This is a genomic window from Haloechinothrix aidingensis (genome assembly GCF_013450155.1).
GTDB classification, from domain to species: domain Bacteria; phylum Actinomycetota; class Actinomycetes; order Mycobacteriales; family Pseudonocardiaceae; genus Haloechinothrix; species Haloechinothrix aidingensis.
Genome location: NZ_JACCKD010000001.1, coordinates 310,496 through 335,216, shown reverse-complemented (window position 1 = coordinate 335,216; position 24,721 = coordinate 310,496). Strand labels below are relative to the sequence as shown.

Annotated in this window: 23 protein-coding genes and 1 tRNA gene; 12 read left to right on the top strand and 12 right to left on the bottom strand. The window is 68.6% G+C overall.

All coding sequences use genetic code 11. The annotated features are described in order from the left end of the window. Positions 1-4 precede the first annotated feature (4 nt). Together H0B56_RS01610 and H0B56_RS01605 are read right to left on the bottom strand one after the other, a co-directional pair. Positions 5-2,017: an acetoacetate--CoA ligase gene (locus tag H0B56_RS01610; protein WP_180891124.1), complete on the bottom strand. Its 2,013-nt coding sequence runs from the start codon at positions 2,015-2,017 to the stop codon at positions 5-7. Between the two features lie 91 nt (positions 2,018-2,108). Further along, on the bottom strand, positions 2,109-2,444 hold the full coding sequence (locus H0B56_RS01605; RefSeq protein ID WP_180891123.1) for a DUF4190 domain-containing protein: 336 nt from the start codon (positions 2,442-2,444) through the stop codon (positions 2,109-2,111). 139 nt (positions 2,445-2,583) lie between these two features. Here H0B56_RS01605 and hisC point away from each other — a divergent pair, with 139 nt between their 5' ends. Next, entirely contained in the window at positions 2,584-3,630 is a 1,047-nt protein-coding gene (gene hisC, locus H0B56_RS01600) for a histidinol-phosphate transaminase (protein WP_180891122.1), read from the top strand. A 9-nt stretch (positions 3,631-3,639) separates the two neighbouring features. Here the strand turns inward: hisC and H0B56_RS01595 are convergent, their stop codons facing one another. Next, positions 3,640-4,395 carry a sulfite exporter TauE/SafE family protein gene (locus H0B56_RS01595; RefSeq protein ID WP_180891121.1) on the bottom strand — a complete coding sequence of 252 codons (756 nt, stop codon included), beginning with the start codon at positions 4,393-4,395 and terminating at the stop codon, positions 3,640-3,642. A 197-nt stretch (positions 4,396-4,592) separates the two neighbouring features. On the opposite strand from H0B56_RS01595, the gene H0B56_RS01590 reads away from it, so the two are divergent. The 3 genes from H0B56_RS01590 to H0B56_RS01580 all read left to right on the top strand — a co-directional run bounded on the left by H0B56_RS01590 (position 4,593) and on the right by H0B56_RS01580 (position 6,763). Then, positions 4,593-4,793: a (2Fe-2S)-binding protein gene (locus H0B56_RS01590; protein ID WP_180891120.1), complete on the top strand. Its 201-nt coding sequence runs from the start codon at positions 4,593-4,595 to the stop codon at positions 4,791-4,793. A 69-nt stretch (positions 4,794-4,862) separates the two neighbouring features. Beyond that, the gene (gene bfr / locus H0B56_RS01585; protein ID WP_089303423.1) at positions 4,863-5,348 is read left to right on the top strand and encodes a bacterioferritin; all 486 of its coding nucleotides are present in this window, start codon (positions 4,863-4,865) and stop codon (positions 5,346-5,348) included. Between the two features lie 158 nt (positions 5,349-5,506). Next, positions 5,507-6,763, top strand: coding sequence for a PucR family transcriptional regulator (locus H0B56_RS01580; RefSeq protein WP_180891119.1), 1,257 nt, complete (start codon positions 5,507-5,509; stop codon positions 6,761-6,763). 37 nt (positions 6,764-6,800) lie between these two features. Here the strand turns inward: H0B56_RS01580 and H0B56_RS01575 are convergent. Then, positions 6,801-6,885: transfer RNA gene (locus H0B56_RS01575), tRNA-Ser, on the bottom strand. Positions 6,886-7,014: 129 nt separating this feature from the next. After that, positions 7,015-8,556: a M28 family peptidase gene (locus H0B56_RS01570; RefSeq protein WP_180891118.1), complete on the bottom strand. Its 1,542-nt coding sequence runs from the start codon at positions 8,554-8,556 to the stop codon at positions 7,015-7,017. Positions 8,557-8,765: 209 nt separating this feature from the next. Here H0B56_RS01570 and H0B56_RS01565 point away from each other — a divergent pair, with 209 nt between their 5' ends. Further along, positions 8,766-9,749, top strand: a complete 984-nt coding sequence (locus tag H0B56_RS01565) for an NAD(P)H-quinone oxidoreductase (RefSeq protein ID WP_180891117.1) — start codon at positions 8,766-8,768, stop codon at positions 9,747-9,749. A gap of 187 nt (positions 9,750-9,936) precedes the next feature. After that, complete coding sequence (locus tag H0B56_RS01560) at positions 9,937-10,524, top strand: bacterial proteasome activator family protein (RefSeq protein ID WP_180891116.1); 588 nt, start codon at positions 9,937-9,939, stop codon at positions 10,522-10,524. A gap of 107 nt (positions 10,525-10,631) precedes the next feature. Here H0B56_RS01560 and H0B56_RS01555 read toward each other — a convergent pair whose 3' ends face one another. Together H0B56_RS01555 and H0B56_RS01550 are read right to left on the bottom strand one after the other, a co-directional pair. Continuing rightward, entirely contained in the window at positions 10,632-12,353 is a 1,722-nt protein-coding gene (locus tag H0B56_RS01555) for an acyl-CoA dehydrogenase family protein (RefSeq protein WP_180891115.1), read from the bottom strand. A gap of 92 nt (positions 12,354-12,445) precedes the next feature. Next, positions 12,446-13,642 carry a polysaccharide pyruvyl transferase family protein gene (locus H0B56_RS01550; protein ID WP_180891114.1) on the bottom strand — a complete coding sequence of 399 codons (1,197 nt, stop codon included), beginning with the start codon at positions 13,640-13,642 and terminating at the stop codon, positions 12,446-12,448. A gap of 107 nt (positions 13,643-13,749) precedes the next feature. Here H0B56_RS01550 and H0B56_RS01545 point away from each other — a divergent pair, with 107 nt between their 5' ends. The 5 genes from H0B56_RS01545 (at position 13,750) to H0B56_RS01525 (ending at position 17,792) form a co-directional block, all read left to right on the top strand. Then, positions 13,750-14,625: a class I SAM-dependent methyltransferase gene (locus H0B56_RS01545; RefSeq protein WP_180891113.1), complete on the top strand. Its 876-nt coding sequence runs from the start codon at positions 13,750-13,752 to the stop codon at positions 14,623-14,625. A 100-nt stretch (positions 14,626-14,725) separates the two neighbouring features. After that, the gene (gene wzm, locus H0B56_RS01540; RefSeq protein WP_425484480.1) at positions 14,726-15,670 is read left to right on the top strand and encodes a galactan export ABC transporter permease subunit Wzm/RfbD; all 945 of its coding nucleotides are present in this window, start codon (positions 14,726-14,728) and stop codon (positions 15,668-15,670) included. 3 nt (positions 15,671-15,673) lie between these two features. Further along, positions 15,674-16,495, top strand: a complete 822-nt coding sequence (gene wzt, locus H0B56_RS01535; RefSeq protein ID WP_180891112.1) for a galactan export ABC transporter ATP-binding subunit Wzt/RfbE — start codon at positions 15,674-15,676, stop codon at positions 16,493-16,495. A gap of 13 nt (positions 16,496-16,508) precedes the next feature. Continuing rightward, positions 16,509-17,450: a galactofuranosyltransferase GlfT1 gene (glfT1, locus tag H0B56_RS01530; RefSeq protein WP_343063709.1), complete on the top strand. Its 942-nt coding sequence runs from the start codon at positions 16,509-16,511 to the stop codon at positions 17,448-17,450. 90 nt (positions 17,451-17,540) lie between these two features. Continuing rightward, a complete protein-coding gene (locus H0B56_RS01525) occupies positions 17,541-17,792 on the top strand; it encodes a hypothetical protein (protein ID WP_180891111.1) in 252 nt (83 codons plus the stop codon). A 6-nt stretch (positions 17,793-17,798) separates the two neighbouring features. Here the strand turns inward: H0B56_RS01525 and H0B56_RS01520 are convergent, their stop codons facing one another. The 4 genes from H0B56_RS01520 to H0B56_RS01505 form a co-directional block, all read right to left on the bottom strand. Beyond that, complete coding sequence (locus H0B56_RS01520) at positions 17,799-19,655, bottom strand: glycosyltransferase (RefSeq protein WP_246360770.1); 1,857 nt, start codon at positions 19,653-19,655, stop codon at positions 17,799-17,801. A gap of 241 nt (positions 19,656-19,896) precedes the next feature. After that, positions 19,897-21,126 carry a UDP-galactopyranose mutase gene (gene glf / locus H0B56_RS01515; RefSeq protein ID WP_180891110.1) on the bottom strand — a complete coding sequence of 410 codons (1,230 nt, stop codon included), beginning with the start codon at positions 21,124-21,126 and terminating at the stop codon, positions 19,897-19,899. 128 nt (positions 21,127-21,254) lie between these two features. Continuing rightward, complete coding sequence (locus H0B56_RS01510; RefSeq protein WP_180891109.1) at positions 21,255-22,118, bottom strand: alpha/beta fold hydrolase; 864 nt, start codon at positions 22,116-22,118, stop codon at positions 21,255-21,257. Beyond that, complete coding sequence (locus tag H0B56_RS01505; RefSeq protein ID WP_180891639.1) at positions 22,115-22,981, bottom strand: LLM class flavin-dependent oxidoreductase; 867 nt, start codon at positions 22,979-22,981, stop codon at positions 22,115-22,117. The genes H0B56_RS01510 and H0B56_RS01505 overlap by 4 nt, the downstream gene beginning before the upstream one ends. A gap of 183 nt (positions 22,982-23,164) precedes the next feature. Between H0B56_RS01505 and H0B56_RS01500 the strand changes: the two genes are divergently transcribed. Continuing rightward, on the top strand, positions 23,165-23,980 hold the full coding sequence (locus H0B56_RS01500; protein WP_180891108.1) for an HAD hydrolase family protein: 816 nt from the start codon (positions 23,165-23,167) through the stop codon (positions 23,978-23,980). On the opposite strand, the gene H0B56_RS01495 is transcribed toward H0B56_RS01500, so the two are convergent. Beyond that, positions 23,977-24,693 carry a lysophospholipid acyltransferase family protein gene (locus H0B56_RS01495; RefSeq protein ID WP_180891107.1) on the bottom strand — a complete coding sequence of 239 codons (717 nt, stop codon included), beginning with the start codon at positions 24,691-24,693 and terminating at the stop codon, positions 23,977-23,979. The two genes, H0B56_RS01500 and H0B56_RS01495, sit on opposite strands and share 4 nt — an antisense overlap. Positions 24,694-24,721: the final 28 nt, after the last annotated feature.

The following is a 24,721-nucleotide window of genomic DNA, read 5'->3' as shown; positions in this document are numbered from 1 at the left end:
GAGGTCAGCCGTGACCGGCGCGGGCGATGAACGACCCGAGCGCGTCCGGGTTGGCCAGCGCGTCCGCGCTGACGGCCTTCTCCGGTGCGGCGCCCGCCAGGATCTTCTTCACAGGAACCTCGCACTTCTTGCCGTTCAACGTGCGCGGCACGTCGTCGACGGGGATGAACTCGTCCGGCACGTGCCGTGGGGACAGTTCCGAACGCAGCTCGGTGCGCAACCTCGGTTGCACCTCCGCCAGGTCGGCTCCCTCGGCCAGCACGACGAAGCACAGCAGCTTGCCTTCCTCCTCGCCTGCGCGTGTCGTGTCGATCACCAGGGAGTCGAGCACCTGCTCGTCGCCTTCCACCACGCGGTAGAACTCGGATGTGCCCATCCGCACCCCGCCGCGGTTGAGCGTGGAGTCGCTGCGACCGTAGATCACCGCAGAGCCGCGCGGGGTGATGCGCACCCAGTCGCCGTGCCGCCACACCCCGGGGAAGTCCTCGAAGTAGGCCGCGCGCAGCCGCGAGCCGTCCTCGTCGTTCCAGAAGAACACCGGCATGGACGGCATCGGCTTGGTGATCACGAGCTCGCCCACGTCGTCGACCACCTCGTTGCCGTCCTCGTCGTAGGCGGCCACGGCCGCTCCGAGCGCGCGGCAGGACAGCTCACCCTGCCAGACCGGCACGTCGGGAGAGGCTCCGAGGAACGCCGTGCACATGTCCGTACCGCCGGACACCGAGCAGATCTGCACCGGACGACCCTTCGCGTCGCGACCGAGCGAGTCGACGATCCACCGGAACCCTTCCGAGTTCAGCGGCGCGCCGGTGGTGCCCACGGCCCGCAACGCGGACAGGTCGTACTCGCCTGCGGGGTCAAGGTGCTGCTTCATGCAGGTGTGCACGAACGGCGCCGAGGTGCCGAAGTACGTGGCGCGGTGCTGCTCGGCCAGCCGCCAGAGTGCCCGCAGGTCCGGGTATCCGGGGCTGCCGTCGTACAGCACGACCGCCGCCCCGACCAGCAGCCCGGAGATGACGAAGTTCCACATCATCCAGCCCGTGGTGGTGAACCAGAAGAACCGCTCACCGGGGCCGAGGTCGAGGTGCAGCGCCAGCGACTTCAGGTGCTCCAGGGTGATGCCCCCGTGGCCGTGCACGATGCCCTTGGGCAACCCGGTGGTGCCCGAGGAGTACAACACCCACAGCGGATGCTCGAACGGCACCGGCTCGAAATCCAGCTCGGCACCCTCGTGCCGCGCAAGCAGCCCGGACCAGTCGTGCGCACCGGCGACCGGGCCGACATCGACGTAGTCGATCGCCACGACATCGGTCAACGTGCCGATCTCCGAGGTCAGCGTGGCCACCGTGTCCCGCACGTCGAACGTCCGGCCGTTGTAGGCGTAGCCGTTGGTGGTGACCAGCACCTTCGGCTCGATCTGCACGAACCGGTCGGCGATCGCGCGCACCCCGAAGTCCGGCGAGCACGACGACCAGACCGCGCCGAGGCTCGCCGCGGCCAGGAACGCCACCAGGATCTCCGGGCAGTTCGGCGCCAGCGCCACCACCCGATCTCCCCGGCCGACCCCCATCTCACGCAGGGCCGCACGCGCCGCGGCCACCCGGGAGCGCAGCTGCCCGTAGGTGACCTGCTCGGCCAGCCCGTCCTCACGGTGGAAGATCACCGCCAGCTCGTCGTCGGCCTTGGCCGCCCCGCCAACACCCGGGGCGAGGGCGTGCTCCGCGTAGTTCAGCGTGCCGCCGGGGAACCAGCGCACCCCGGGCATCCGGTCGCCGTCGCGCACCCGCTCCGGCCGGTCGTGCCAGCGCAAGCCGAGGTAGTCGGCGCACGCCGACCAGAACTCGTCGATGTCGGCCACCGACCACTCCCACAGCTGGTCGTAGTCATCCACATCGACGGCGCGGTTCGTGCGCAACCACTCGCGGAAACGTGCCATGCGCGTGTCGGCCACCTCGGCGGGGTCGGGCCGCCACAGCACTTCGGGAGCGTCAGCGGGGGATCGGGTCTGGGATGTCATGCACCCTTCCTAGCTCACGCCGGGCGCGCTCCGCCAGGGTGCCGACACACGTCACCGGCACTCCGAACCGTGCACGGAACCCGGCCCTCCGCTACACGGAGAAACCGACAGCCACGGTGACGATTACCAGCCCAGCCACGAGAACACCGAGCCCCACATAGCCGAGTACGAGGCCGGCGATCGCCAGTCCACGTCCCCCGTCCCCGCGCTCCGCGGTCTGCCGCAGCGCCACATGACCGAAGATCACGGCGAGAACCGAACCGAGCCAGTACAACCACAGGATGCCGAGCACGAGCGACGCGATCGCCATACCGTTGGTCTGGGCCGGGGCGGGATGCGGGTAGTAATACTGCGGTGGGACACCCGGCTGCGGCGGTTGCGGCGGCTGCTGCCACTCCGGCGGCTGGTTCGAGGCTGGCTCTGTCATGGGTCCCTCGTCGTCGTACACGTGTGGTCCGGGGGAAGGCTACCCGCTGCCGCCCGGTCGTGTGTCCGGTTTCAGTGCGGGCCGCTAGTGTCGGAGGGCACACCGACCCGACAGCCGAGCGCACAGCAAGGAGCCGAACATGCCCGCGTCGCCTCGCGCCGACCTCGACTCGCTTCCCCCGTACGTCCCCGGCAAGTCCGTACCGGGAGCCATCAAACTCGCGAGCAACGAGGTACCGCTCGCACCGCTGCCCAGCGTGGCCGACACGATCGCGCAAGCGACGAACTCGGTGAACCGGTACCCGGACATGGGTTCGCACGCGCTGCTCGAACGGCTGTCCACCGGCCTGGGCGTCCCGCAGCAGCAGATCGCGGTCGGTTGCGGGTCGGTATCGCTGTGCCAGCAGGTCGTGCAGGCGATGTGCGACAGCGGCGACGAGGTGCTGTTCGCCTGGCGATCCTTCGAGGCCTACCCGATCCTCGCCCAGGTCGTCGGGGTACGGCAGCGGACGGTCCCGCTGGACGAGCACCACGTGCACGACCTGGACGCGATGCTCGCCGCGATCACCCCCGAGACCCGGGTGGTGTTCGTGTGCAACCCGAACAACCCGACCGGCACGGTCGTGCACACCGCGGCACTCGAACGGTTCCTCGACGCGGTGCCCGCGCACGTCCTTGTCGTGCTCGACGAGGCGTACGCGGAGTTCGTCACCGACCCCGATGTCCCCGACGGCTTGCGGCTTGTCGCCGAGCGCGACAACGTCGCGGTGTGCCGCACCTTCTCCAAGGCCTACGGCCTGGCGGGTCTGCGTGTGGGCTACCTCGTCGGCCAACCCACGATCGTCGAGGCCGTACGCAAGACGTGCATCCCGTTCAGCGTCAACGCGCTGGCACAGGCCGCCGCCGTAGCCTCACTGGACGCGGCGGACGAACTTCTCTCCCGCTGCGCGGACATCTCCCGCGAGCGGGACCGGGTGCGCGCGGCGTTGCTGGAACAGGGTTACGCCGTTCCCGAGTCGATGGCGAACTTCGTGTGGCTGCCGCTCGGCGACCGCGCCGCGGACTTCGCCGAGCACGCGCTGGCCAACAAGGTGGTCGTCCGCCCGTTCGCCGGGGACGGCGTCCGCGTCACCATCGGCACCCCGGAGGAGAACGACACGCTGCTCGAGGCGACCCGCACGTTCTGACCCGCCGGGTCAGGACAGGAGGAAGTTGGCGATCGCGGCCACGCCGATCACGACGATGGTGGCCCGCAGCACGCTCGGCGGGAGTCTCCTGCCGATCTTGGCTCCGAGCAGCCCGCCGAGCGTGGAGCTGATCGCGAGTAACGCGATCACCGGCCAGCTCACCGGGGCGAGGAACGCGTAGACCGTGCCCGCCACGACGTTCACCGCGGCAGCGAGCACGTTCTTGAGCGCGTTGAGCCGTTGCAGGGAGTCCCGCACGAGGATGCCGAGCACCCCCATCAGCAGCACACCCTGTGCTGCCGTGAAGTACCCGCCGTAGATGCCGATCACGAAGATCAGGGGCAAGACCAGCAGGCCGCCGCGCGGGGCGTCGCCGCTCGAGGTGCGCAGGACCCAGGCGCTCACCTTCGGCTGGACGAGCACCAGCACCACCGCCAGCCCGATGAGCCACGGAACGATCGTCTCGAACGCCTTCTCCGGCAGGGACAGCAGCAGGACCGTGCCGACCCCGGCACCGATCACCGAGAAGACCGCGAAGCGCAGCACGCGATCGCGCTGGCCTGCGAGTTCCCTGCGGTAGCCGACGGAGCCGCTGATCGCCCCCGGCGCCAGCCCGATGGCGTTCGACGTCGTCGCCGTTACGGGCGGGTACCCCAGCGCGACCAGCACCGGAAAGGTGACCAGCGTTCCCGAGCCGACCACGGTGTTGATCGTGCCCGCCCAGGTCCCAGCCAGGACGATCACGACTGCGTGCCACCACGTCATCCGCTCATCACCCGGGCAGACTAAGCCCCTTGGTGATCACTCGCGACGCCGGCGTGGCACAGCGAACACCGCGACCTGGCTGGTCACGTGAGGTACGCCACCCCGCGGTACGGGCTATCAACCGGAGCCGACGCCTTGCGCTGCTGGGCCTATTTGGTTAGGCTTACCTTACGATCACTCGGAGGAAGGAAGAATCCGTGTACGTATGCATCTGTGCCGCCGCTACCACGCAGCAGGTGCATGCCGCCATCCTCTCCGGGGCGCGCACGGTCGACAGCATCGGTGATCGCTGCGGAGCCGGAACCGGCTGCGGTAGCTGCGTAGAGCGGCTCCAGTGCCTGCTCGCCGAGGCCGAGCCGCATACGCGGGCCGACGAGGAACTGTCCCGCAGCGCCTGACCTTCCCGAGTTGAACACACCCCACACCGGCGATACCGTCCTGCCTATCGGCAATCGAAAGGCGGAGCCATGCGTGGGGACGAAGACGTTATCTCGCTGCTGAACGAGCAACTGACCAGCGAGCTCACCGCGATCAATCAGTACTTCCTGCACTCGAAGATGCAGGCCGACTGGGGTTTCACCAAGCTCGCCGAGAAATCCCGGGAAGAGTCCATCGAGGAGATGCACCACGCCGAGTGGATCACCGACCGGATCCTCTACCTCGGCGGGTTGCCGAACTACCAGCGCCTGTTCAACCTGCGCGTCGGCCAGAGCATCAAGGAACAGTTCCGCTCCGACCTGGCCATCGAGGAGGAAGTGCTCGAGCGCATCGTCCCGGGCATCGCGACCTGTCGCGAGAAGGGCGACATCACCACCGCGAACCTCTTCGAGACGATCCTGCGGGACGAGGAGCACCACATCGACTACCTGCAGACCCAGCTCGACATGATGGACACGCTGGGCGAGCAGCTCTACCTCAGCCAGCTCGTGGAACGTCCACCGGCGAACGGGTGAGCACTCACGGCGTAACCACGAACGGGTGAAGCGGGTGCGGCGATAGACAGCTACGTATTTCGCACGATGTGCCGTACCCGACAGTAACGGGATGGTGGACGTAGGCGGCGCCACACGCCTTACCGGACCGCAGACCGTCCCTCCCGTGAGCGAGCGTCATGACATATTCGGTGACCGACCGTCCGAGCCCGCCGTGCGCCCAGCCCCGCCCGAGAACCACCGGTGAGCACCCCAGCGAGACCTCGCCGAACCCGTCGCTGAGCGAGCTCGCCCAGGACTTCCGCCCGTACGCCAGCCGGCTGGCACGAGCCGTGATCAACGGCGTGCGCCAGCACGTCCCCGCGTACGCCGGTCCGCTCGACGAGGTCTACGGGGAGATCGTCCTGACGTCGGTGCGCGCGGTGATCCTGCGGGGCATCGACGCCATCGTCGAACCGAACGTCTCGCGGGACGACTGGACGGCGATGTTCCGCGGGATCGGAGAGATGGAGTTCCGCGCCGGTCGCCCGGTAGAGACGATGCAGGCGGCGTGCCGGATCGGCACGCGGATCGCGGCGCGGCACGTGACCAGCTACGCGAAGCACCGGGGGGTGCCCGCCGACACCGTGCGCCTGTACGCCGACACGATCGCCGTCCAGAGCAGCAAGCTGACCACGGCGGCCACCGAAGGCTACGAACACGCTCGCTCGACCGCCACGCGTACCGGCGAGCGCGAGCGCGCGCGGCTACTGGAGCTGCTCGTCACCACGCCGCCCGCGGGTGAGCAGGACCTCGTCACCGCCGCCACCGAGGCCGGCTGGGAGCTACCCGACACCGTCAGCGCGGTCGCGCTCCAGCGGCCGCGCGAAGCCGACCACGCACCTCCCGCGGACCTCGGCACCGGCGTGCTTGTCGACCTGGACAGCGCGGAACCGTGCCTGATCGCCGCGGCGGACGACCCGTTGTTGCGCCAGCTGACCAGCGCACTGCCCGGTTGGCGAGCCGCCGTCGGGCCACCGGCCCGCCCGGACGGGACACACCAGTCACTGCGTGTCGCACGGCGCGCGCTCGACCTCAGCCTGCGCCAGCTACTACCGGACTCGCAGGTCATCGACTGCACCGAGCACGAGACCACCCTGATGCTGCTTGCCGACGACTCGCTCGGCCGCATGCTCGTCGACTCGCATCTGGCCCCGCTCCGTGAGCTGACCAGGCACCAGCGGGACCGGATGCTCGACACGCTGCACGCGTGGCTGAGCTCCCGCGGTCAGGTCGCCTCGATCGCGGCGCAGCTACGGATCCACCCGCAGACGGTGCGCTACCGCATGCGCCAGCTGGACAAGCTCTTCGGTAGCAGGCTGACCGACCCGCGCCACCGCTTCGAGCTGGCCCTCGCCGTCCGGACCGCACGGCTGCTCGACGTCGGGGCCCGGTGATCACGTCACCGGCCGGTCGCGTCGGCGGTTCTCGGAGCGGAGGCGGGGGGATTCGAACCCCCGGACCCTCTCGGGTCGCTCGCTTTCAAGGCGAGTGCAATCGGCCGCTCTGCCACGCCTCCCCGCAGCGCGCACGCTGCTTCCCAGCCTAGCTGGTTCACCCACGGAACCGACCGGCGCCTCAGGGCGCGCTGAATGACGCGTTCAGTCCACGTGACGGACTGAACGCGTCATTCAGCTCAACCCGGTGGCTAGCTGACGGCCGGTTCGGTGTGGGCGGAGCCGGCCCGGTCCTGCTTGGTGGAACGGAGCTGGACGGCACGCTGCTGAGCACGTTCCGTGTGAGAGGCGGACTCCCCCGCGGCAAGGCCGTTCACGTCCTCGGTGCTCAGGCCGTACGAACCGACCACGAACGCGATCGCTGCCACGTTGTCCATGAGAATCCCGCGGTTCACGTTCCCGATGTGGTCGCACTCGGTGTGGTAGCAGGGGTCGTAGGCCTCACCGGCCTGACCGCCCCACTTGTCCGCCTGCTCCTCGGTCTTGGTGCCCTCGGCTCCGGTGAACAACCCGCCGACCGGGATGCCCTGGGCCATGAACTCGGCGTAGTCCGAGCGCATGTTCAGCTCCGACGGTTCGCTCGCCACGTCCTGCTCGGACAGCCGATCCACGAAGCTTCGTTCGATCGCCTCCGATCCGGGTGGCCCGGGCTGCTCGAACTCGTCACCGTCGCCGTCGTACACGAAGTGCCCGCCGTTCGGCGATCCCACCATGTCGAAGTTCAGGTACATCGCGATGTCGAGCTGCTCCTCGAAGCTCAGGCTCTGTACGTAGTGGGTCGAGCCGACCAGGCCGACCTCCTCGGCACCCCACCACGCGAACCGAACCGCGTTGTTCACGTCGGGCTGGCTACCCATCTCCAACGCCGTCTGCAACAGCGCCGCCGAACCGGTGCCGTTGTCATTGACGCCTGCGCCCTCCACGACGCTGTCCAGGTGCGCACCGGCCATCACCACGTTGTCCGTCGCACCCGTCCTCGTCTCGGCGACCACGTTGTAGGTGGTGCGCTCCTCGGTGATCGCGCGCAGATCCAGCGTGGCCTCCTCGCCGGCTGCCGCGACCAGCTCGGCGCCCGCGGAGTCACTGACACCGCCGATGGGGATCCCGGTGCCGGACGGGGCGCCGAGGGTGCCGTGCAACGGGCCTTCCCCGTTGTTGTAGACCACCGCGGCGACAGCCCCGGCCTCGGTCGCGGCTTCCTGCTTCGCCGCGAACGTGCACGCACCCCGCTGGATGAGCGCGATCTTCCCATCGGCATCGACACCGTCGTAGGCACCGACTTCGCACCCCGGCTCGTCACTTTCCGGCACCGCGACGGTCGGAGCGCTCAGACCACCCTCCGGTGTGGACGGGCTGTACCGCATGATGTTGATCTCGTAGTCCTCGCCCCCGCTGGCCAGCTCCTCGGCGAGCGTCTCGAAGTAGACGAACGGGAACTCCTGGCGCGACACGATGAACCCGGCGTCGGACAGCTTGCCGGCCACGTACTCGGCCGACCGGTCATAGCCTTCCGTGCCAGAGGCCCGGTCACCGTCCGAGGTCGCAGCTATGCGCTGGAACGCGGTCAGGTGCCGGTTGACCTCACCGAGCTTGATCGAGTCGGCCAGCTCGTTCGGCAGTTCGGCCGCATCACTGCCCGAACCGGCCAGCGCGGCCGGGCCGGTGGTAACCGCCAGGGCCGCACTGGCCACGATCGCGGTCGGGACCGCGATCGCCTTCCGTAAACGTGGCATCGAAGAACTCCCCTGGTTCGTTGCTGCGTTCCGGCCGGGGCTCACCGAGTGCGTCCCGGCCTGCGCGTCCGGTAATCGCACAGCCTTACGCCCCGAGCCCGCACGGTCAAGGGTCCACTCGTAGGTTCTCCCCGACCGGGTTCGCCCCGGAGCACGCGGAGCACGCGGAGTAGTGCCACACCTCCGCGAGGCAAGTAGGGTGGATCTTCATGCGTGCTATCACCATCAGCGAAGCAGGCGGCCCCGAGGTACTGAACTGGTCCGAGGTACCCGAGCCCGAGCTCGGCCCCGGCGAGGTACTCGTCGACGTCGCGGCTACCGCGGTGAACCGGGCCGACATTCTGCAGCGGCGTGGCTACTACCCGCCACCGGCCGGCGCGAGCGAGTACCCGGGACTGGAATGCTCCGGCACCATCGCCGAAATGGCCGAGGACGTCACCGGCTGGCGAATCGGCGACGAGGTCTGCGCCCTGCTCTCCGGCGGTGGCTACGCCGAGAAGGTCGCCGTACCAGCCGTGCAGCTGCTCCCGGTACCCGGCGAGGTGGAGCTCCTCTCCGCCGCCGCGCTGCCCGAGGTGGCATGCACCGTGTGGTCCAACGTGGTGATGGGTGCCAGGCTCACCGACGGCGAAGTGATCCTCGTACACGGCGGCGCTGGCGGTGTGGGCACGCACGCCATCCAGGTGGCCAAGGCGCTCGGCACCACCGTCGCGGTCACCGCGGGCGACGCCACGCGCCTCGAACGGTGCGGGCAGCTCGGCGCGGACATCCTCATCAACTACCGCGAGCAGGACTTCGTCTCCGAGATCAAGGACGCGACCGGCGGGGCCGACGTGATCCTCGACCTCATGGGCGCTGCCTACGTCGACAGGAACATCTCCGCGCTGCGCACCGGAGGCAGGCTCGCCATCATCGGCATGCAGGGCGGGCGCAAGGGCGAGGTGGACATCGGCAGGATGCTCGGCAAACGTGCCACCATCCTGGCAACGACACTGCGTGCCCGGCCGGTCGCCGAGAAGGGCGAGATCGTGTCCGAGGTGCGCGAACACCTGTGGCCGCTGGTCGAGCAAGGGACCGTGGCACCGGTCGTCCATGAGGTCTACCCGCTGCCCGATGCCGCGGACGCGCACAACGCGCTCGACGACGGCGGGGTGTTCGGCAAGATCCTGCTCGCCGCGCACTCGTACGACTAGCGCGAGACCGCTCACCACGCCGACTCCCGTGCGGCCCAGCGGCGCGCGCAGGCCCGGCGTCTACCGGGCGCAGGCGGTGTACCGCCTCCGGTGGCCGACGGCACCGACGGGATGCATAACCCCGCGCGGGTCCGGCTACTCTCGATAGGGAGCATTCGCGTCGCGACAGGAAACAGGATGGAAGCAGATGACTGAGCCGCAATCCTCCCAGCAGCCCGACCAGGGTTCCGGCAACGGCGAGCAGTCGCAGCGTGTCGTCGTGGTCGGCCCGGACGGCTCACCGGTCGGCGAGGCGCGTGTCCCGTCCGAAGCCGAGGGGGACCAGCGCGAAGGGGTCGGCGACCTCGTCGAGGAACCAGCCAAGGTCATGCGGATCGGGACCATGATCAAGCAGCTCCTCGAAGAGGTGCGCGCCGCTCCGCTCGACGACGCCAGCCGGAACCGCCTCCGCGAGATCCACGAGACATCCATCAAGGAACTCGAGCAAGCGCTCGCGCCGGAGCTGCGCGAGGAGCTCGAGCGTCTGGTCGCCCCGTTCACGGAGGACACGACACCTTCCGATGCCGAGCTGCGGGTCGCCCAGGCCCAGCTCGTCGGGTGGCTAGAGGGGTTGTTCCACGGGATCCAGACCGCACTGTTCGCCCAGCAGATGGCAGCACGGGTGCAGCTCGAGCAGATGCGCAAGGGGCTGCCCGCCGGCAGCGGTGCCGGCGCTACCGGCGAGGGCATCGACCCGCCCCAGCACGGCGTCACCGGCACCGGCCAGTACCTCTGACGCCCGGCCACCGCGCGCGGCGCCACGGGGAGCCGAAGGTGACAGCGGTTCCGTAGAAGGAGCCCGCTGTCACCTTCGGCTCCCACCTGCCCGGCGGGTGGGGCGGGTCAGTGCAGCTTGGGGCCGTAGCCGCCGTGGTTGTAGGCGGCCCTGGCGATCGAGTGGATCTGCTGGTCGTCGTTGTCCTCGACGAGGTTCAGCTGGCTACGCACGCGAGCGGCGGCACGGTTGCAGAACGAGTCGGCGATGTAGTGCTCCTGGCCGGAAGCCTCCACCCCCTGGTCGGCGAACAGCGCGGTCGTACGCGAGATCGTGGCGACCTGCGCGAAGATGTCGGTGCTGGCATCGGCCAGCCGCTTCTGGTGCCGCTGCCGGAACTTGACGTCCTTGCCGTGCGCCCGCAACAACTTCTCGACCGAGCCGCGCAGCCGCTTGGTCTGGTCGGCCACCGCGTCGGCGTGCTTGTCGAGAGCCGGATGCGCGGTCTCCAGCTGGGCGGGGTTCAGGGTGCGTGACACGCGACCCCGCACGAAGTCGGCGATCGTGCCCATCGTCCTGATCGGGTCGCTGAGCTCGACCTTGCGTAGATCCTCGAACTCGTCGGCGATCACCTTCATCCCCGACAGCGCGATGAACGCCCGCAGGACGTCGTTGGCGCCCTCGAAGATCGGGAAGATCCGGGTGTCGCGCAACGTCCTTGCGATCGGCGAGTCCGCCATGTACGCGGTACCGCCCATGAGCTGGAATACCCTGTTGACGGCGTACCAGATGAACTCGGTCGAGGACACTTTGGACATAGCCGACTCGATTGAGTAGTCGTCGACTCCGGAGTCGACGAGGCCGGTCGTCAGGTACGCCATGGACTCCAATCCATACAGATAGGACACCATCCAGCCGACCTTGTCCTGGACCAGCTCGAACTCCGACAGCGACATGCCGAACTGCTCGCGGTGAGTGGTGTACTCGATCGCTTGCTCGATCAGCTTCTTCGTCGCGCCGACCACGCCGGTGCCGAGCGACATCCGCCCGTTGTTCAGCGTCGACATCGCGATCCGGAAACCGTCTCCCGGCTCGCCGAGCACGTTCTCCTTGGGCACGCGCACATCGTTGAACGTCAACTTGCGGAGATCGTTGCCGAGCAGGCCGAGCGTGTCGAAGCGGTGCGGCGCTTCGAACCCGTCCATGCCGCGCTCGACGATCAGCGCGACATGCCCCGACTCGCAGCGCGCGAAGACCACGACCACGTCCTTGGCGCCGTTGCCGATCCAGCGCTTCTCCCCGTTGAGCACGAACGACCCGTCGGCCTGCTGCTCGGCGTAGCTCGCCACGTTGTAGGCGTCCGAGCCCGCACTCGGCTCGGTCAACCCGAACCCGGCCAGCTTGCGGCCGGAGGCCAGGTCGGGCAGGAATCGCGCCTTCTGGTCCTCGGTGCCGAACATGTGGATCGGCTTCATCCCAATCGACTGGTGCACCCCCATCACCACGGACAGGCTGGCGTCGTACCCGCCGAACTCCTCCATCACCCGGCAGTACCCGGTCTGGGACAGCCCTTGGCCGCCGTACTCGGGCGCGACGTACAAGCCGAGCAGCCCCCGCTCGCCGAGACCTCTGATGATCTCGTCCCCGACCCAGCGCTGCTCCTCGACCGTGTCCGAGTCGTAGTTGTCGTCCAGGAAGTCGTGCGCCGACGAGATCAGCCGCTGAACCGTACGGGACTCCTCCTTCTCCAGCCTCGGGTACGGGAAGACCATGTCGTCCGGCAACGCGCCGGCGAACAGGGACTTGGCGAACGAGGACGGTTGTGTCGCCGTATCACGTGCTGCGGTCATCGGTGCTCCTTTCGTCGGTCGGAGCCTCACCGCCATCATTCCTGACGAGGCCATACCCGCACAGCGTGCCGGGCGGATCACCCTCGCCCGTGCTACCCGTCGCCGTGCGGCTCCGCCTCCGGGGCATAGATCCCTTTGGCGATGTCGCGCTTCTCCCGGGTCAGCCGCGCCAGTTCGGCCGGGTCGAACCCTCCCCCGGACGGCCACGGTAGTGGGCCCGCCGGCCCCTCGGCGACGTGCCAGCCGGAGCCGAGCTCGGCGAGCGAGCGATGCTTCACCGCGTAGTAATCCTCACTGACCGGCAGCGCCACCCCCGACGCTCCCGCAGCGGAAGCGACAAGGTGCACATGGAAGCGTGTGGAGATCCACACCTGCCCGGCCCGCGCGGGCAGCCCCCGGTCCCAGACATCGGCGAACGGGTAGAACCGCGCCCCGGGAAGCTCGTGCTCGAGCAGCTCGAACACCTCCCGATCGACCCGGGGAATGCCTTCCACGAAACACACCCGATGCGGCGGCACGTGCCACGCGCGCAGCGTGGAGAGCACCGTCGCCGCCAGCTCGGTCACGCTCTCGCCCACCATGTCGGACTGCACGCACAGCAGTACCTCGGGCGGCTCCTGTCCCGGCCAGCACGCGTCCGCACCAGAGTGACCCTCCGCGCCGAGCGCCAGGAACGCGTCGTCCACACCGCGCTCGAGCCCCAGCAGTTCCGCGGACGGCCGGTCCCGCGCATCCACCACGTCGAAACGCCCCACCAGAGCGTGCAGCAACGTCGTCACCCCGGCCGCGGGCGGCAGCAGCCCGTGCCCGGTCATCGCGGTGCGGGCCCCGCTGACCCGCGCTGCCGCGAGCACCCCGGCGAGCAGGCCGATGTGCCTGGGCCACAACGCGTTGACATACCCGCCCCCGAGCACGTGCAGCACGTCCGCCCTGTGCAGCAGCCCGATCCCGTGATGCAGGTGCGGGGTCATGCCCGGACTGTGCACGGCGGCCTGCACCCAGGAGCTGACCTGCCACGGCTCCTCGGACGGCGCGGCACCGCACAACCGCCACAGCGTGTCCGTGACCCGCAGGCCTGGGTGCATTCCCGCGAACAGCACCTGCGCGGGACCGGGCGAATGGGTGTCCAGCCACACTGTCGCACCGGGAGCATGCTCGGCCAGGTAGCGCAGCCAGCCCGCCGCGATGAGTTCATCACCGTAGTTGGGTGTTCCCACGGGCGCGACCAGGTAGTACACCGGGGAGCGGGGTTCGTGCTCGACTGGCACGTCGGCTGGGCTGCTGGGCATCGGACCATGATAGGCGCGGCGCGGCCCGATACGGTGGCAGGCATCGCCCTGTTCGAACGTGTCCCCGTTCGCGGGCGCACCGTGCTCATGAGCGGTAGGAGGCTTCGATGGTCCAGCGACTGCGCCGGGTGGCGCGCGCCAAGCTCGCGGCTACGGCGCACCGGCTCGCCGACCGGCTGACGGAACCGCAGCGCGCCGAAACCGAACGGCTGCGGGACGATGTCACGCGCCTGCGGGACGAGGTGACCCACCTGCGGGAGGTGACCGAACAACACCTCGACAAGATGCGGGCCGAGCTCGGTGCCGATATCGAAGGTGCAGCGAACCGGACGATCGACCGCATCGGCGACTTCGAGGTGCGCGCACGGCGGGACACGTTCTACGCTGGCGACCGCGCGGCCGCGCTGGAGAGCAGCCGGTTCGCCGAGGAACACCTCGTCGGATGCCCTGCGTTCGCGCACCCGGCCGAAACCCTCCGCCACGGCCTCTCGCTGGCACCGCGTGGCGGGATGGCGCTGGAGTTCGGGGTCGCCACCGGCACCACGCTGCGTCAGATCGCCGAGGCACGGGATGACGGCAGGGTGTACGGGTTCGATTCCTTCGCAGGCTTGCCGGAAGCCTGGCTGCCCGGCATCGCCGAAGGGACGTTCGCCAGGGACGAGCCGCCCGACGTCCCCGGCGCCGAACTCGTGGTGGGCCTGTTCGGTGACACGCTTCCCGGGTTCCTCTCCGAGCACTCCGGCTCCGTCGACTTCGTGCACATCGACAGCGACCTCTACAGCGCCGCCGCGACGGTGCTCGAGCAGCTCGAACCGCGGCTCGGGCCGGGGAGCGTCATCGTGTTCGACGAGTTCTTCAACTACCCCGGCTGGCAGCGGCACGAGTACCGGGCTTGGCGGGAGTTCGTCGACCGGACCGGCATCGGGTTCCGCTACGAGGCCTACACCTACCGGGACCGCCAGATCGTCGTCCGGTTGACCTGAGCCGGACGAGCCGAAGGTGACAGCGGTTCCATAGAAGGAGCCGGCTGTCACCTTCGGCTCCCTCACGAGGCGCGGGCGGCGGCCGGTACCCTGCTCATTCGTGCACACCATCAGCACGCTCACATCGGACCAGCCGGAGGAGCCGGGCGCGGTACCTTCCGGCCGTCTACCCGCGAGCCGCAGCTTCCGGCGCGCCTTCGACGACCTCCGGGCGGGTGTGGCCGCCCGCGAGCTGTGGAGTCACCTGGGGTGGCAGGACATCAAGCAGCGTTACCGCAGGTCGGTTCTCGGGCCGCTGTGGATCACGATCAGCATGGCGGTCACCGCGTTCGCGCTCGGCCTGCTCTACTCCCAGCTGTTCCAGGCCGACATCGCCACTTTCCTGCCCTACATCACCGTCGGGCTGATCACCTGGCATTTCCTCATCGGGTGCCTGCAGGAGGGCTCCAACGCGTTCATCGAGAACGAGGACATGATCAAGCACCTGCCCGCCCCGCTCACCGTGTACGCGCTGCGTACGGTCTGGCGGCTGATGATCATGTTCGTACACAACCTGATCGTCTACGCCGTCATCCTGGCGATCTTCTTCCCCGCCCTCGCCCAGCCGGGTTACACCATCATCGAGGAAGGCGGCATCCCGCAGCCCGGGTTGAACGTCACCGCCCTGATGGCCTTCCCGGCGTTCGGCGCCCTGGCGCTCAACGGGCTCTGGGTCGTCCTGCTCCTCGGGATAACCAGCACCCGGTTCCGAGACGTCCCCCAGGTGATCGCGGCCATAAGCAGCCTGCTGTTCTTCATGACCCCGATCGTGTGGTCTATCGATATCCTGGCCGCGAAATTCCCCGAAACGGGTGGTGGTTGGCGGCAGTACCTCTACGAGTTCAACCCCGTGTATCACTTCCTCGAGATCATCCGCGCCCCGATGATCGGCAATGTGCAGTCCCTGCACCACTGGTTCGTGGTCGGCGGCTTCACGGTCGTCGGCTGGCTGCTGACCATCGTGGTCATGCGCAACTACCGTTCCCGAGTCTCCTACTGGGTGTGAACTATGGTCAGCATTGACGTGCGCAACGCCTACGTCGACTTCCCGATCTTCGACGCCAAGACCCGTTCGTTGAAGAAGAAGGTGCTCGGCAAGGTCGGCGGCAAGATCGGCACCGAGAGCAAGGTGCCGATCATCGAGGCGCTGCAGGACATCACGATGTCGATACGCGAGGGCGACCGGGTCGGGCTGGTCGGCCACAACGGATCGGGCAAGTCCACGCTGCTTCGCCTGCTGTCCGGGATCTACGAGCCCACCCGCGGGTCCTCCCGCATCGTCGGCCGTGTGGCGCCGGTCTTCGACCTGGGCATCGGTATGGACAACGAGATCTCGGGCTACGAGAACATCATGATCCGCGGTCTCTACCTCGGTATGACGCGCAAGCAGATGCAGAAGCGAGTGGACGACATCGCCGAGTTCACCGAGCTCGGCAACTACCTGCAGATGCCGCTGCGCGCCTACTCCACGGGGATGCGGGTACGGCTGGCCCTCGGCGTGGTCACCTCGATCAACCCGGAGATCCTGCTGCTCGACGAAGGCATCGGCGCGGTGGACAGCGCGTTCATGAACAAGGCCCGCAACCGGCTGGTGGATCTGGTCAAGCGCTCCGGCGCGCTTGTGTTCGCCTCGCACCAGGACGAGCTACTGTTGGAGTTGTGCACCTCGGCCGTGTGGCTGGACGAGGGGCACGTGCGCCAGCAGGGCTCGCTGCGTGAGGTACTCACCGCGTACAAGGGCAAGGACCCGTACGAGTCCATCGGCGCCGAGGCGGCGAAGCGTCTCGGCATCAGATCCTCCACACCCGTCGGAAGCGGCTACACATCGTGAACGAGGCAGTATCGTGACGGGGACGGCGAGCGGCGCGGCCGGTACACCCGAAGCGGCCACCGACCCGGTGGTCGCGGTCGTCGTCACCCGGGACCGGCACGAATCCCTCGCACACTCGCTGAAGGCCATCGCGGCCCAGTCACACCCCGTGAATCACCTGATCGTGGTAGATAACGATCCCACCGAGCTCGCGCGCGACGTGGTCGGCGACTGCCAGCTGCCGCACACCTACCTGCACTCGCGCCGCAACCTGGGCGGGGCAGGCGGTTTCGCGCTCGGCATGCTGCACGCGCTCGCGCTCGGGGCGGGCTGGGTCTGGCTCGCCGACGACGACGGCTGCCCGGCCGACGAGGACGTACTCGCCGTACTCCGGCAGGAGGCCGACTCCCGCGGTCTCGACGCGGTCTCACCCGCCGTAGTCGATATCGACCACCCCGACACCCTCGCTTTCCCGCTGCGCAGGGGACTGACCTGGAAGCGTTCGCTTGCCGAGCTGGGCGACGGCTTCCTGCCCGGCATCGCGTCGCTGTTCAACGGGGCCCTGTTCCGTGCCACCACCCTCGAGGTGGTGGGGGTTCCCGACCTGCGCCTGTTCCTGCGCGGCGACGAGGTGGAGATCCACCGCAGGCTGGTGCGGTCCGGGCTGGCGTTCGGCACCACCACCCGCACCGCCTACCTGCACCCGAACGGGACCGCCGAGTTCAGGCCTATGCTCGGCGGCAGGCTGCACGCCCAGGACCCCGCGGGCGCGGCCAAGCGCTACTACACCTACCGCAACCGCGGGTACCTGCTGTCCCAGCCGGGGATGCGCAAGATCGGCGCGCTGGAGATCGTCCGCTTCGGACTGTACTTCGTCGCGTGCAAGCGCAGCCCGCGCGAGTTCCTGCAGTGGCTACGCCTCGCGCGCCAGGGCCGCCGGGAACGTTTCCACCGGTACCCGGAGGGTTCCGCATAAGCCGGTGGGCAGCCTGCATGGCAGCGCACCACGCATCGCCCAGAGCGAACCACCTTGCCCGGCACATACACCCGGTGGTGTGCTGCGTCCATGGCCGACGAGAGAGTATCCCTTGTCCTGCATTTGGCGTCGTCGAGCACACCGCTGACGTTCACGCTCGAGCCCGAGCAAACGGAGACACTGGCCCAGCGCCTGCCGGAGATGCTCGAACGCGGCGGAGTGGAAAGCGTCGCCACCCGCGACCACTCCACCGTGCTGGTGAACTTCGGGCACGTCGCCGTCGCCTACGTCGACGACAACCACACGGCGGGAGCGGGTTTCGGGCTGCGCCAGCGCCCGTGACGACGGCTACTTGCCGTACAAACGTGCCCAGTTCTGCCTGCTGGTGAGCTCGGGAAGGGCGCTCCGGTACGCCTCGCGCACCCGGGGCCCCTCCTTGCGCAGCCGCAGGAGTGTACTCGCTGCGCGGCGCGCCAGCCCCATCATGCGTCCACGATCGTACGTGCGCACCCGCACACCTTCCTGCGAGGCGTCGGTAACCACGGCGGTGTGGAACAGCGACACGTGCCACCAGTGCGCCTCGTCGGCCGGGATCGCACCCAGCGCGTACGTATGCTTACCGAGGACCCGCCACAGGATCCGTTTGATCAGCACCAACCGCTCCTTGCTCGGCCGGGGGCCCGCGTTGACGATGCCGATGTCGTTGGAGGCGATGCCGGGAATCTCGTGCGGCTGCTGCCGCTGCGTCTCCGGGTACTGCGCCCTGATCCGGCGGACCTCCCGCATCGCGGCCACCCCGCCGTCGTGCAGCGTCTCGGGCCCCTCGAGGAAGTCCTCGACCGCCTTGATCAGCGTGGCTGCCAACCCGTACTGGTTACCAAGCAGGTAGCGCACGAACTGGGCGAGCAGCACCCGCGTCAGCACCGTACGGTCGAACGGGCTGTGCAGCGCCGCGGTGATCATCGAGTTGCGCAGGTTGAAGTACCGGTGCCACTCGTCCCAGTCCTTCCAGCCGAAGTCGGCGTGCCACACGCCCGCCCCCGGCAGGGTGACTGTGCGGATGCCGTGCGCGGCGGCGCGGTAGGAGTACTCCGCGTCGTCCCACTGGAAGAAGAACGGCATCGGGTAGCCGACCTCGTCGACCACCTCGGCGGGGATCAAGCAGGACCACCAGCCGTTGTACCCGGAGTCGACCCTGCGATCCTGCCGGTCCGGCCGGTCCATCCCGGGCCGCAGACCGAGCAGGTCGGCCGTGGCATGGCTGTGTCGCGACGGGATACCGGGTTCGAGAGTGTTGAGGCTCGCCCATTCCGCGCCGACGTGCAGCTGGTGCGGGTGCAGGAGGTTGAGCATCTGCCCACCGACGATGATCGGGTCATGCGTGCGGTTGGCGAACGCCGTCAGCCGCACCACCATGTCCGGTTCCAGCAGCACGTCGTCGTCCATGAACAGCACGCCCGTGCGCGCGCCGTCGTCCTCGCCGACGGTTTCGAACAAGCCCCGGGTGAACCCGCCGGACCCGCCGAGGTTCGGCTGCCTGATATAGCGCAGCATGCCTCCGAGGTCCTTGCCGACCTGCTCGAAACCGTCGCGGCTCTCCACGGTGTCCGTGCCCTGGTCCGCCACGTAGACCGTGCTGACCGTCTCGAGCTCGTCCAGCTCGGCGGCCAGCGTCTGCAGCGTCGCCATACAGTCGTCCGCCCGGTTCATGGTGCAGATCGTGATCGCGGTCGGGCGCACGACCTCCGGCGCGTCGACCAACCAGCGCACCCGCTCCACGGTGAGCTCCTGCGCCCCTTCGGTCTCCAACCGCAGCCACATGGCCCCGCCGTCGTAGAACCGGTCGATCGGCACGCACATCGTGATGGTCTCGGCCACCGCGTCCTCCACGGGGCGAGCCGCCACGGTACGGGGCTCGGCGACGAAGTCCGAGGCGTCCACGAAGATACGGCCGCTGCCGCTGGCCACCAGCTCGACCCGGACCTCGCGAACCCCGGTCCAGCGCTGCCAGAAGGTGGCGGGAAACCGCCCGAAGTACGTATTGGCGGACACGCACGTGCCCGGCTGGAGGGTGACGCTGTCACGCCTGCGCAGCGCCCGCCCGCATGTGACTTCGCCGTAGAGGTCCCTGCTCACCACATCGGACGGCCCCGCGTAGAGCCCACGCTGCGCGAGCAGCTGCCCGCGCTCGATGTACTTCTGCATCACGCTGTTCCTCCGGCGGTTCGCTGTGCCGTAATGCGGATAACGTACATCTCGCGCATTCGCGCGAGTCACGGGCATCACACTTGGCAACACGCCGTCACCATGCGTAATTGTCGTGGTCACTCACTCGTGTAGCCAGAAGGCGAGTATGCCCCGGGGATACCCCACTTTCGTCATCCACAGTGTCCTCGCGCCCAACATGGCGTGCCGTGTCGCCCGACACGGGGTGCCGGGATGCCCATCATGGGTCGATCGAACCGTCCAGCGGGGCGCCGGCGGTCAGATGCGGCGCCACCTTGTTGTCGAATGTAGACAACGCTGAGCCGATCGCCATGTGCATGTCCAGGTACTGGTACGTACCCAGCCTGCCGCCGAAGAGCACGTTGCGCTCCCGGGCCTCCCGCCCGGCGAGCTCACGGTACTTCTCCAGTTTCTCCCGGTCCTCCCGGGTGTTGATCGGGTAGTACGGCTCGTCGTCCTCGGAGGCGAACCGGGAGTACTCCCGCACGATCACGGTCCTGTCCCTGGGGTGCCGGTCCTCGCGCTCGGGGTGGAAGTGCCGGAACTCGTGGATCCGGGTGTACGGGACGTCCTCGTCGCTGTAGTTCATCACCGCGGTCCCCTGGAAGTCGCCCGTGGGCACGACCTCCCGCTCGAAGTCGAGGGTGCGCCACCCGAGCCTGCCCGCCGAGTAGTCGAAGTAGTGATCGATCGGCCCGGTGTACACCGTGGGGGTGCCTGCGGGGATGCTCGCGCGTACCGCGAAGTAGTCGGTGGACAGCCGCACCTCGATGTTCGGGTGCTCGGCCATCCGCTCGAGCCACGCGGTGTAACCGTCCACGGGCAGGCCCTCGTGGGTGTCGGTGAAGTACCGGTTGTCGAAGGTGTAACGCACCGGGAGGCGGGTGATGATCGACGGGGAGAGCTCGGTCGGGTCGGTCTGCCACTGCTTGGCCGTGTACCCCTTGACGAACGCCTCGTACAGTGGCCGCCCGATCAGGGAGATCGCCTTCTCCTCCAGGTTGCGCGCCTGCGAGGTGTCGATCTCGGCGGCCTGCTCCGCGATCAACGCCCGCGCCTCGTCGGGACTGTGTGACCGCCCGAAGAACTGGTTGATGAGCCCGAGGTTCAGCGGGAAGCTGTAGGCCTGCCCGCGGTGGGTACAGAACACCCGGTGCTGGTAGTTGGTGAACCGGGTGAACCGGTTGGCGTAGTCCCACACGCGTTCGTTGGACGTGTGGAACAGGTGGGCACCGTACCGGTGGACCTCGATGCCGGTGTCCGGGTCCGGCTCCGAGTAGGCGTTCCCGCCGATGTGCGGGCGCCGCTCCAGGACGAGCACGCGGCTATCCAACTCGCGGGCGGCCCGCTCGGCGATGGTGAGCCCGAAGAAGCCCGATCCGACGACAACCAGATCGACATCCGCGAGGTCGGCGCCAGTAACGCGGGCAGCGTTCGTGTGCGGTGTCACAGGGCGCTAGAGTACCGGCGCACCGCTTACACGAACGAGCTACCCGGCCGCCCGCACCCCGCGCTACCCGGTCCCCGCACGGCCCGCAGGGGCCCCGCGGAATCCACTGCCGGTGGCCACCGAGGGCATCAGGCGCGGAGCTGAGGAGCGAGGGCCGCCGCGAGCTCGGCCGGATGGGTGAGGTGCCCCGCGTGCCCCGCGCCGGGCAGCGTGACGTTGCGGGCCAGCGGCAGCCGCTCCGCGAGCTCCGAGATCACCAGCTTGTTCAGCTCCCAGCTGCGCTCGCCGGCGACCAGCGTAATCGGGAAGCGCGCCCAGGAGAGCGTCCCGATATCCACCGACCGCCCGCTGGGGTCGTTGTACTGGTCCAGCCAGGTGTAGGCGTTGGACACCATGGTCATGCGCTGCTCCCTGGTGAACAGGCCTTCCCAGCTGCCCTTGCCGATACCGACCTTCTCCACGTACACCCGCGCCCCCTGGCCCGGGTTGCCCGAGCGGATCAGCTCAGCGGCGTGTGCCATCCACACCCCGGTCTCCGCGCCGAACACCTTCGCCACCGGGTTGTGGTCCAGCAGCCCGTACAACGGCGGCTCGTAGGCCGCCACACTGCGTACCGCATCCCTGCGCAACACCGCGGCCAGCAAGACCACCGATGCTCCGTACGAATGCCCCACCAGGTGCGCGGGCCCACCGACCACGGTATCCAGCACGGCGAGAAGGTCCTCGGCGTCCGCCCGGATACTTCCCTGGCCGCGTGGTTCGCTGCTGGCGCTGTGTCCACGCCGGTCGTAGCTGGTCAGGTCGGCGCGCCCGGAAAGCTGCGATACCAGCGGAGACCAGCTCTGATGATCGTCGAACGAGCCGTGCACAAGCACCACCGGCTCGCCGTGACCGACTCGCCACCATCGCAACTGCGCCCCGTCGGCTCGATCTACAGTGCCGGATACAGGTGCACGCATGTCGCTGTCCTTGGCGATTGTCGCTTCATTCACAGATCCCGGACCTCCTCGAGTACTTCGTCGGCGACGCGCTCGAGGACCGCTTCCCGCCCAGCGTACGGCTCGGCGGACCGCGGCCAATGCACGACGACATCGGTAAACCCCAGCTTGTGTGCTTTCTCTGCAGCCTCCGTGAACGTATCCACACAGGTAAGCGAATACACGGGAGCCGCGTCAAGGCTCAGATAGCGACGAACCTCTCCCGGATCCCTGTCGACCTGCTCGGCGGCACGGTTGAACTCGCCTGCGATGTCGGCGACTCCGCGCCACCAACCGTCCAGGTCTTCGCTGGGATGCCCCGTGGTGACCCACCCCCCTCCGAACCGGGCGGCCAGGCGCAACGAGCGCGGGTTGTTCGCGGCGACCACGAATGGAACTCTCGGATGCCGCACGCATCCCGGCAGGTTCCTGGCCCCCACAGCGGTGTAGTACTCGCCCGAGTAGTCGAATCCGTCCCGCGTCAGCAGGCCGTCGAGCGCTTCAACGAACTCGGTGAATCGGTCCACCCGCTGAGCGGGTGGCATCTCGCTCTCCCCGAACACGGCCCGGTCGTAACCCTGGCCACCGGCGCCGACGCCGCACAGCAGCCGCCCGTCGCAGATGTCGTCCAGGGTCATCAGCTCCCGGGCGAACGGGACCGGATGCCGGAAGTTGGGCGAGGCGACGAACGTGCCGAGCTCGATCTGCTCGGTGACCATCGCCGCTGCTGTCAGGGTGGGGATCGCGGAGAACCACGGCCCGTCGACGAGCGAACGCCACCCGAGATGGTCATAGGTCCAGGCGTGGTCGAAACCCAACTCTTCGGCTGCTCGCCATTTGGGCTCGCCAGACCACCACCTGTCCTCAGTCAAGATCACAATGCCGGCCCGCACGGCTGGCACAGTATCGTCTCTGCCTCATCAGGGTGACCCCCGCCTCGCCGTTACCCGAGATCGACGCTCTGAGCTGCGACGTTCGCCACAGCACCCGATGCGGCCCCCAACCGGCGGTACCGTGAACATCCGGAGAGTCCCACGAGTCACCCGCGAGGGCCACACACTGTGCACCGACCCCAGCTGATCGCCTCCGACGTGGACGGCACCCTGATCACGCCGCTGCAGACGTTCACCCCCCGTACGAAGGCCGCGCTGCGCAACGTCCACCAGGAGGACGTCCCGTTCGTGCTGGTCAGCGGGCGCCCACCGCGGTGGATCCCCGCGATCGCCGGACCCGGCGGGGTAACCGGCTACGCCGTCTGCGCCAACGGCGCCGTGCTCTACGACATCGGCGCCGACCGGGTTCTGCGCACGCGTGGCCTCGACCCCGTACTGCTCCACGATGTCGCCGACGCCCTCGCACAGGTCCTGCCCCGCGCCCGTTTCGGTGCCGAGCGAGCGGGCGCAGGCGCCTACGACACCAGCGTGTCCCAGGTGGTCATCGAGAGCGAGTTCCACAACCCCTGGGGCGACGACACCGGCGGAACGTTCGTGACACGGGGCGAGGTGCTCGGTCACCCGGCGATCAAGCTACTCGCCAGTGACGAGCGAATGACCTCGGACGAGATGGCCGAGGCCGCGCGAGCCGTGCTCGACGATGCCGTCGCGGTCACCTACTCGAGCAACGCCGGGCTCATCGAGATCTCTGCCGTCGCGGTCACCAAGGCAAGCGGCCTGGCCGAGGTCGCGAGCTGGTACGACATCGACCCCGCCGGCGTGCTCGCGTTCGGCGACATGCCCAACGACATCGCGATGCTGGAGTGGGCCGGGCACGGCGTGGCCGTGGCGAACGCCCACCCGCACGTGCATGCCGTTGCCGACGAGATCACCGCGCCGAATACCGAGGACGGTGTCGCCCAGGTACTCGAACGCTGGTTCTAGGGCGTGCCCGACTCCGGCAGTGGGGCGGCGCCGCCGAGATGCGCGGGAAGCCACCACGGTTCCTCCCCCTCGCCGGGGGCGTCCGGGTAGGCGCGCTGCGCCTCGTCCAGTAGTGATTGCATACGAACCCGCAGGTCAGCCGTGTCCTTGGCCACGTCGTCACCCTGGTCCGGATAGCTCGCCGCCCCGACATGTATCTCCACCGGCACGTGCCGCTGCGCCAGCTTGCGTGGCCTGCCCTTCGTCCACAGCCGCTGCGTGCCCCACAGCGCCATCGGTACGAGCGGCACTCCGGCGTCGGCTGCCATGCGTACGGCGCCGGTCTTGAGGCCCTTGACGGTGAAGGAGCGACTGATCGTCGCCTCAGGGAAGACCCCGACCACCTGGCCGGCGCGCAGCCGGTCCACGGCCTCGTCGTAGGAGGCCTGGCCCGCCTCCCGGTCCACGGGGATGTGGTGCATGCCGCGCATCAGTGGACCGGCGATGCGGTGCTCGAAGATCTGCTGCTTGGCCATGAACCGGACGTACCGGTCGGCGGGTAGCGCGCCCAGCCCGCAGAAGATGAAGTCCAGGTAGCTCACGTGATTGCACGCGATGACCGCGCCCCCGGTACGCGGGATGTGCTCGGTGTCCACAAGGCGTGTCTTCAGGTCAAGCACCCGGAACATCGTCTTGCACGCCGCCACCACCGGTGGGTACACGAGTTCTGCCATGGCACCAGGTTACGCGAGCGTAGGTTCG

What these genes read in the sequence shown, in the direction of transcription:
- H0B56_RS01495 (WP_180891107.1), bottom strand. Translation starts at nt 24,693, where the DNA reads ATGGCAGAACTCGTGTACCCACCGGTGGTGGCGGCGTGCAAGACGATG.
- H0B56_RS01520 (WP_246360770.1), bottom strand. Translation starts at nt 19,655, where the DNA reads ATGCAGAAGTACATCGAGCGCGGGCAGCTGCTCGCGCAGCGTGGGCTC.
- hisC (WP_180891122.1), top strand. Translation starts at nt 2,584, where the DNA reads ATGCCCGCGTCGCCTCGCGCCGACCTCGACTCGCTTCCCCCGTACGTC.
- H0B56_RS01525 (WP_180891111.1), top strand. Translation starts at nt 17,541, where the DNA reads ATGGCCGACGAGAGAGTATCCCTTGTCCTGCATTTGGCGTCGTCGAGC.
- wzt (WP_180891112.1), top strand. Translation starts at nt 15,674, where the DNA reads ATGGTCAGCATTGACGTGCGCAACGCCTACGTCGACTTCCCGATCTTC.
- H0B56_RS01605 (WP_180891123.1), bottom strand. Translation starts at nt 2,444, where the DNA reads ATGACAGAGCCAGCCTCGAACCAGCCGCCGGAGTGGCAGCAGCCGCCG.
- H0B56_RS01550 (WP_180891114.1), bottom strand. Translation starts at nt 13,642, where the DNA reads ATGCCCAGCAGCCCAGCCGACGTGCCAGTCGAGCACGAACCCCGCTCC.
- H0B56_RS01610 (WP_180891124.1), bottom strand. Translation starts at nt 2,017, where the DNA reads ATGACATCCCAGACCCGATCCCCCGCTGACGCTCCCGAAGTGCTGTGG.
- H0B56_RS01560 (WP_180891116.1), top strand. Translation starts at nt 9,937, where the DNA reads ATGACTGAGCCGCAATCCTCCCAGCAGCCCGACCAGGGTTCCGGCAAC.
- H0B56_RS01595 (WP_180891121.1), bottom strand. Translation starts at nt 4,395, where the DNA reads ATGACGTGGTGGCACGCAGTCGTGATCGTCCTGGCTGGGACCTGGGCG.
- bfr (WP_089303423.1), top strand. Translation starts at nt 4,863, where the DNA reads ATGCGTGGGGACGAAGACGTTATCTCGCTGCTGAACGAGCAACTGACC.
- H0B56_RS01555 (WP_180891115.1), bottom strand. Translation starts at nt 12,353, where the DNA reads ATGACCGCAGCACGTGATACGGCGACACAACCGTCCTCGTTCGCCAAG.
- H0B56_RS01580 (WP_180891119.1), top strand. Translation starts at nt 5,507, where the DNA reads ATGACATATTCGGTGACCGACCGTCCGAGCCCGCCGTGCGCCCAGCCC.
- H0B56_RS01545 (WP_180891113.1), top strand. Translation starts at nt 13,750, where the DNA reads ATGGTCCAGCGACTGCGCCGGGTGGCGCGCGCCAAGCTCGCGGCTACG.
- H0B56_RS01565 (WP_180891117.1), top strand. Translation starts at nt 8,766, where the DNA reads ATGCGTGCTATCACCATCAGCGAAGCAGGCGGCCCCGAGGTACTGAAC.
- H0B56_RS01570 (WP_180891118.1), bottom strand. Translation starts at nt 8,556, where the DNA reads ATGCCACGTTTACGGAAGGCGATCGCGGTCCCGACCGCGATCGTGGCC.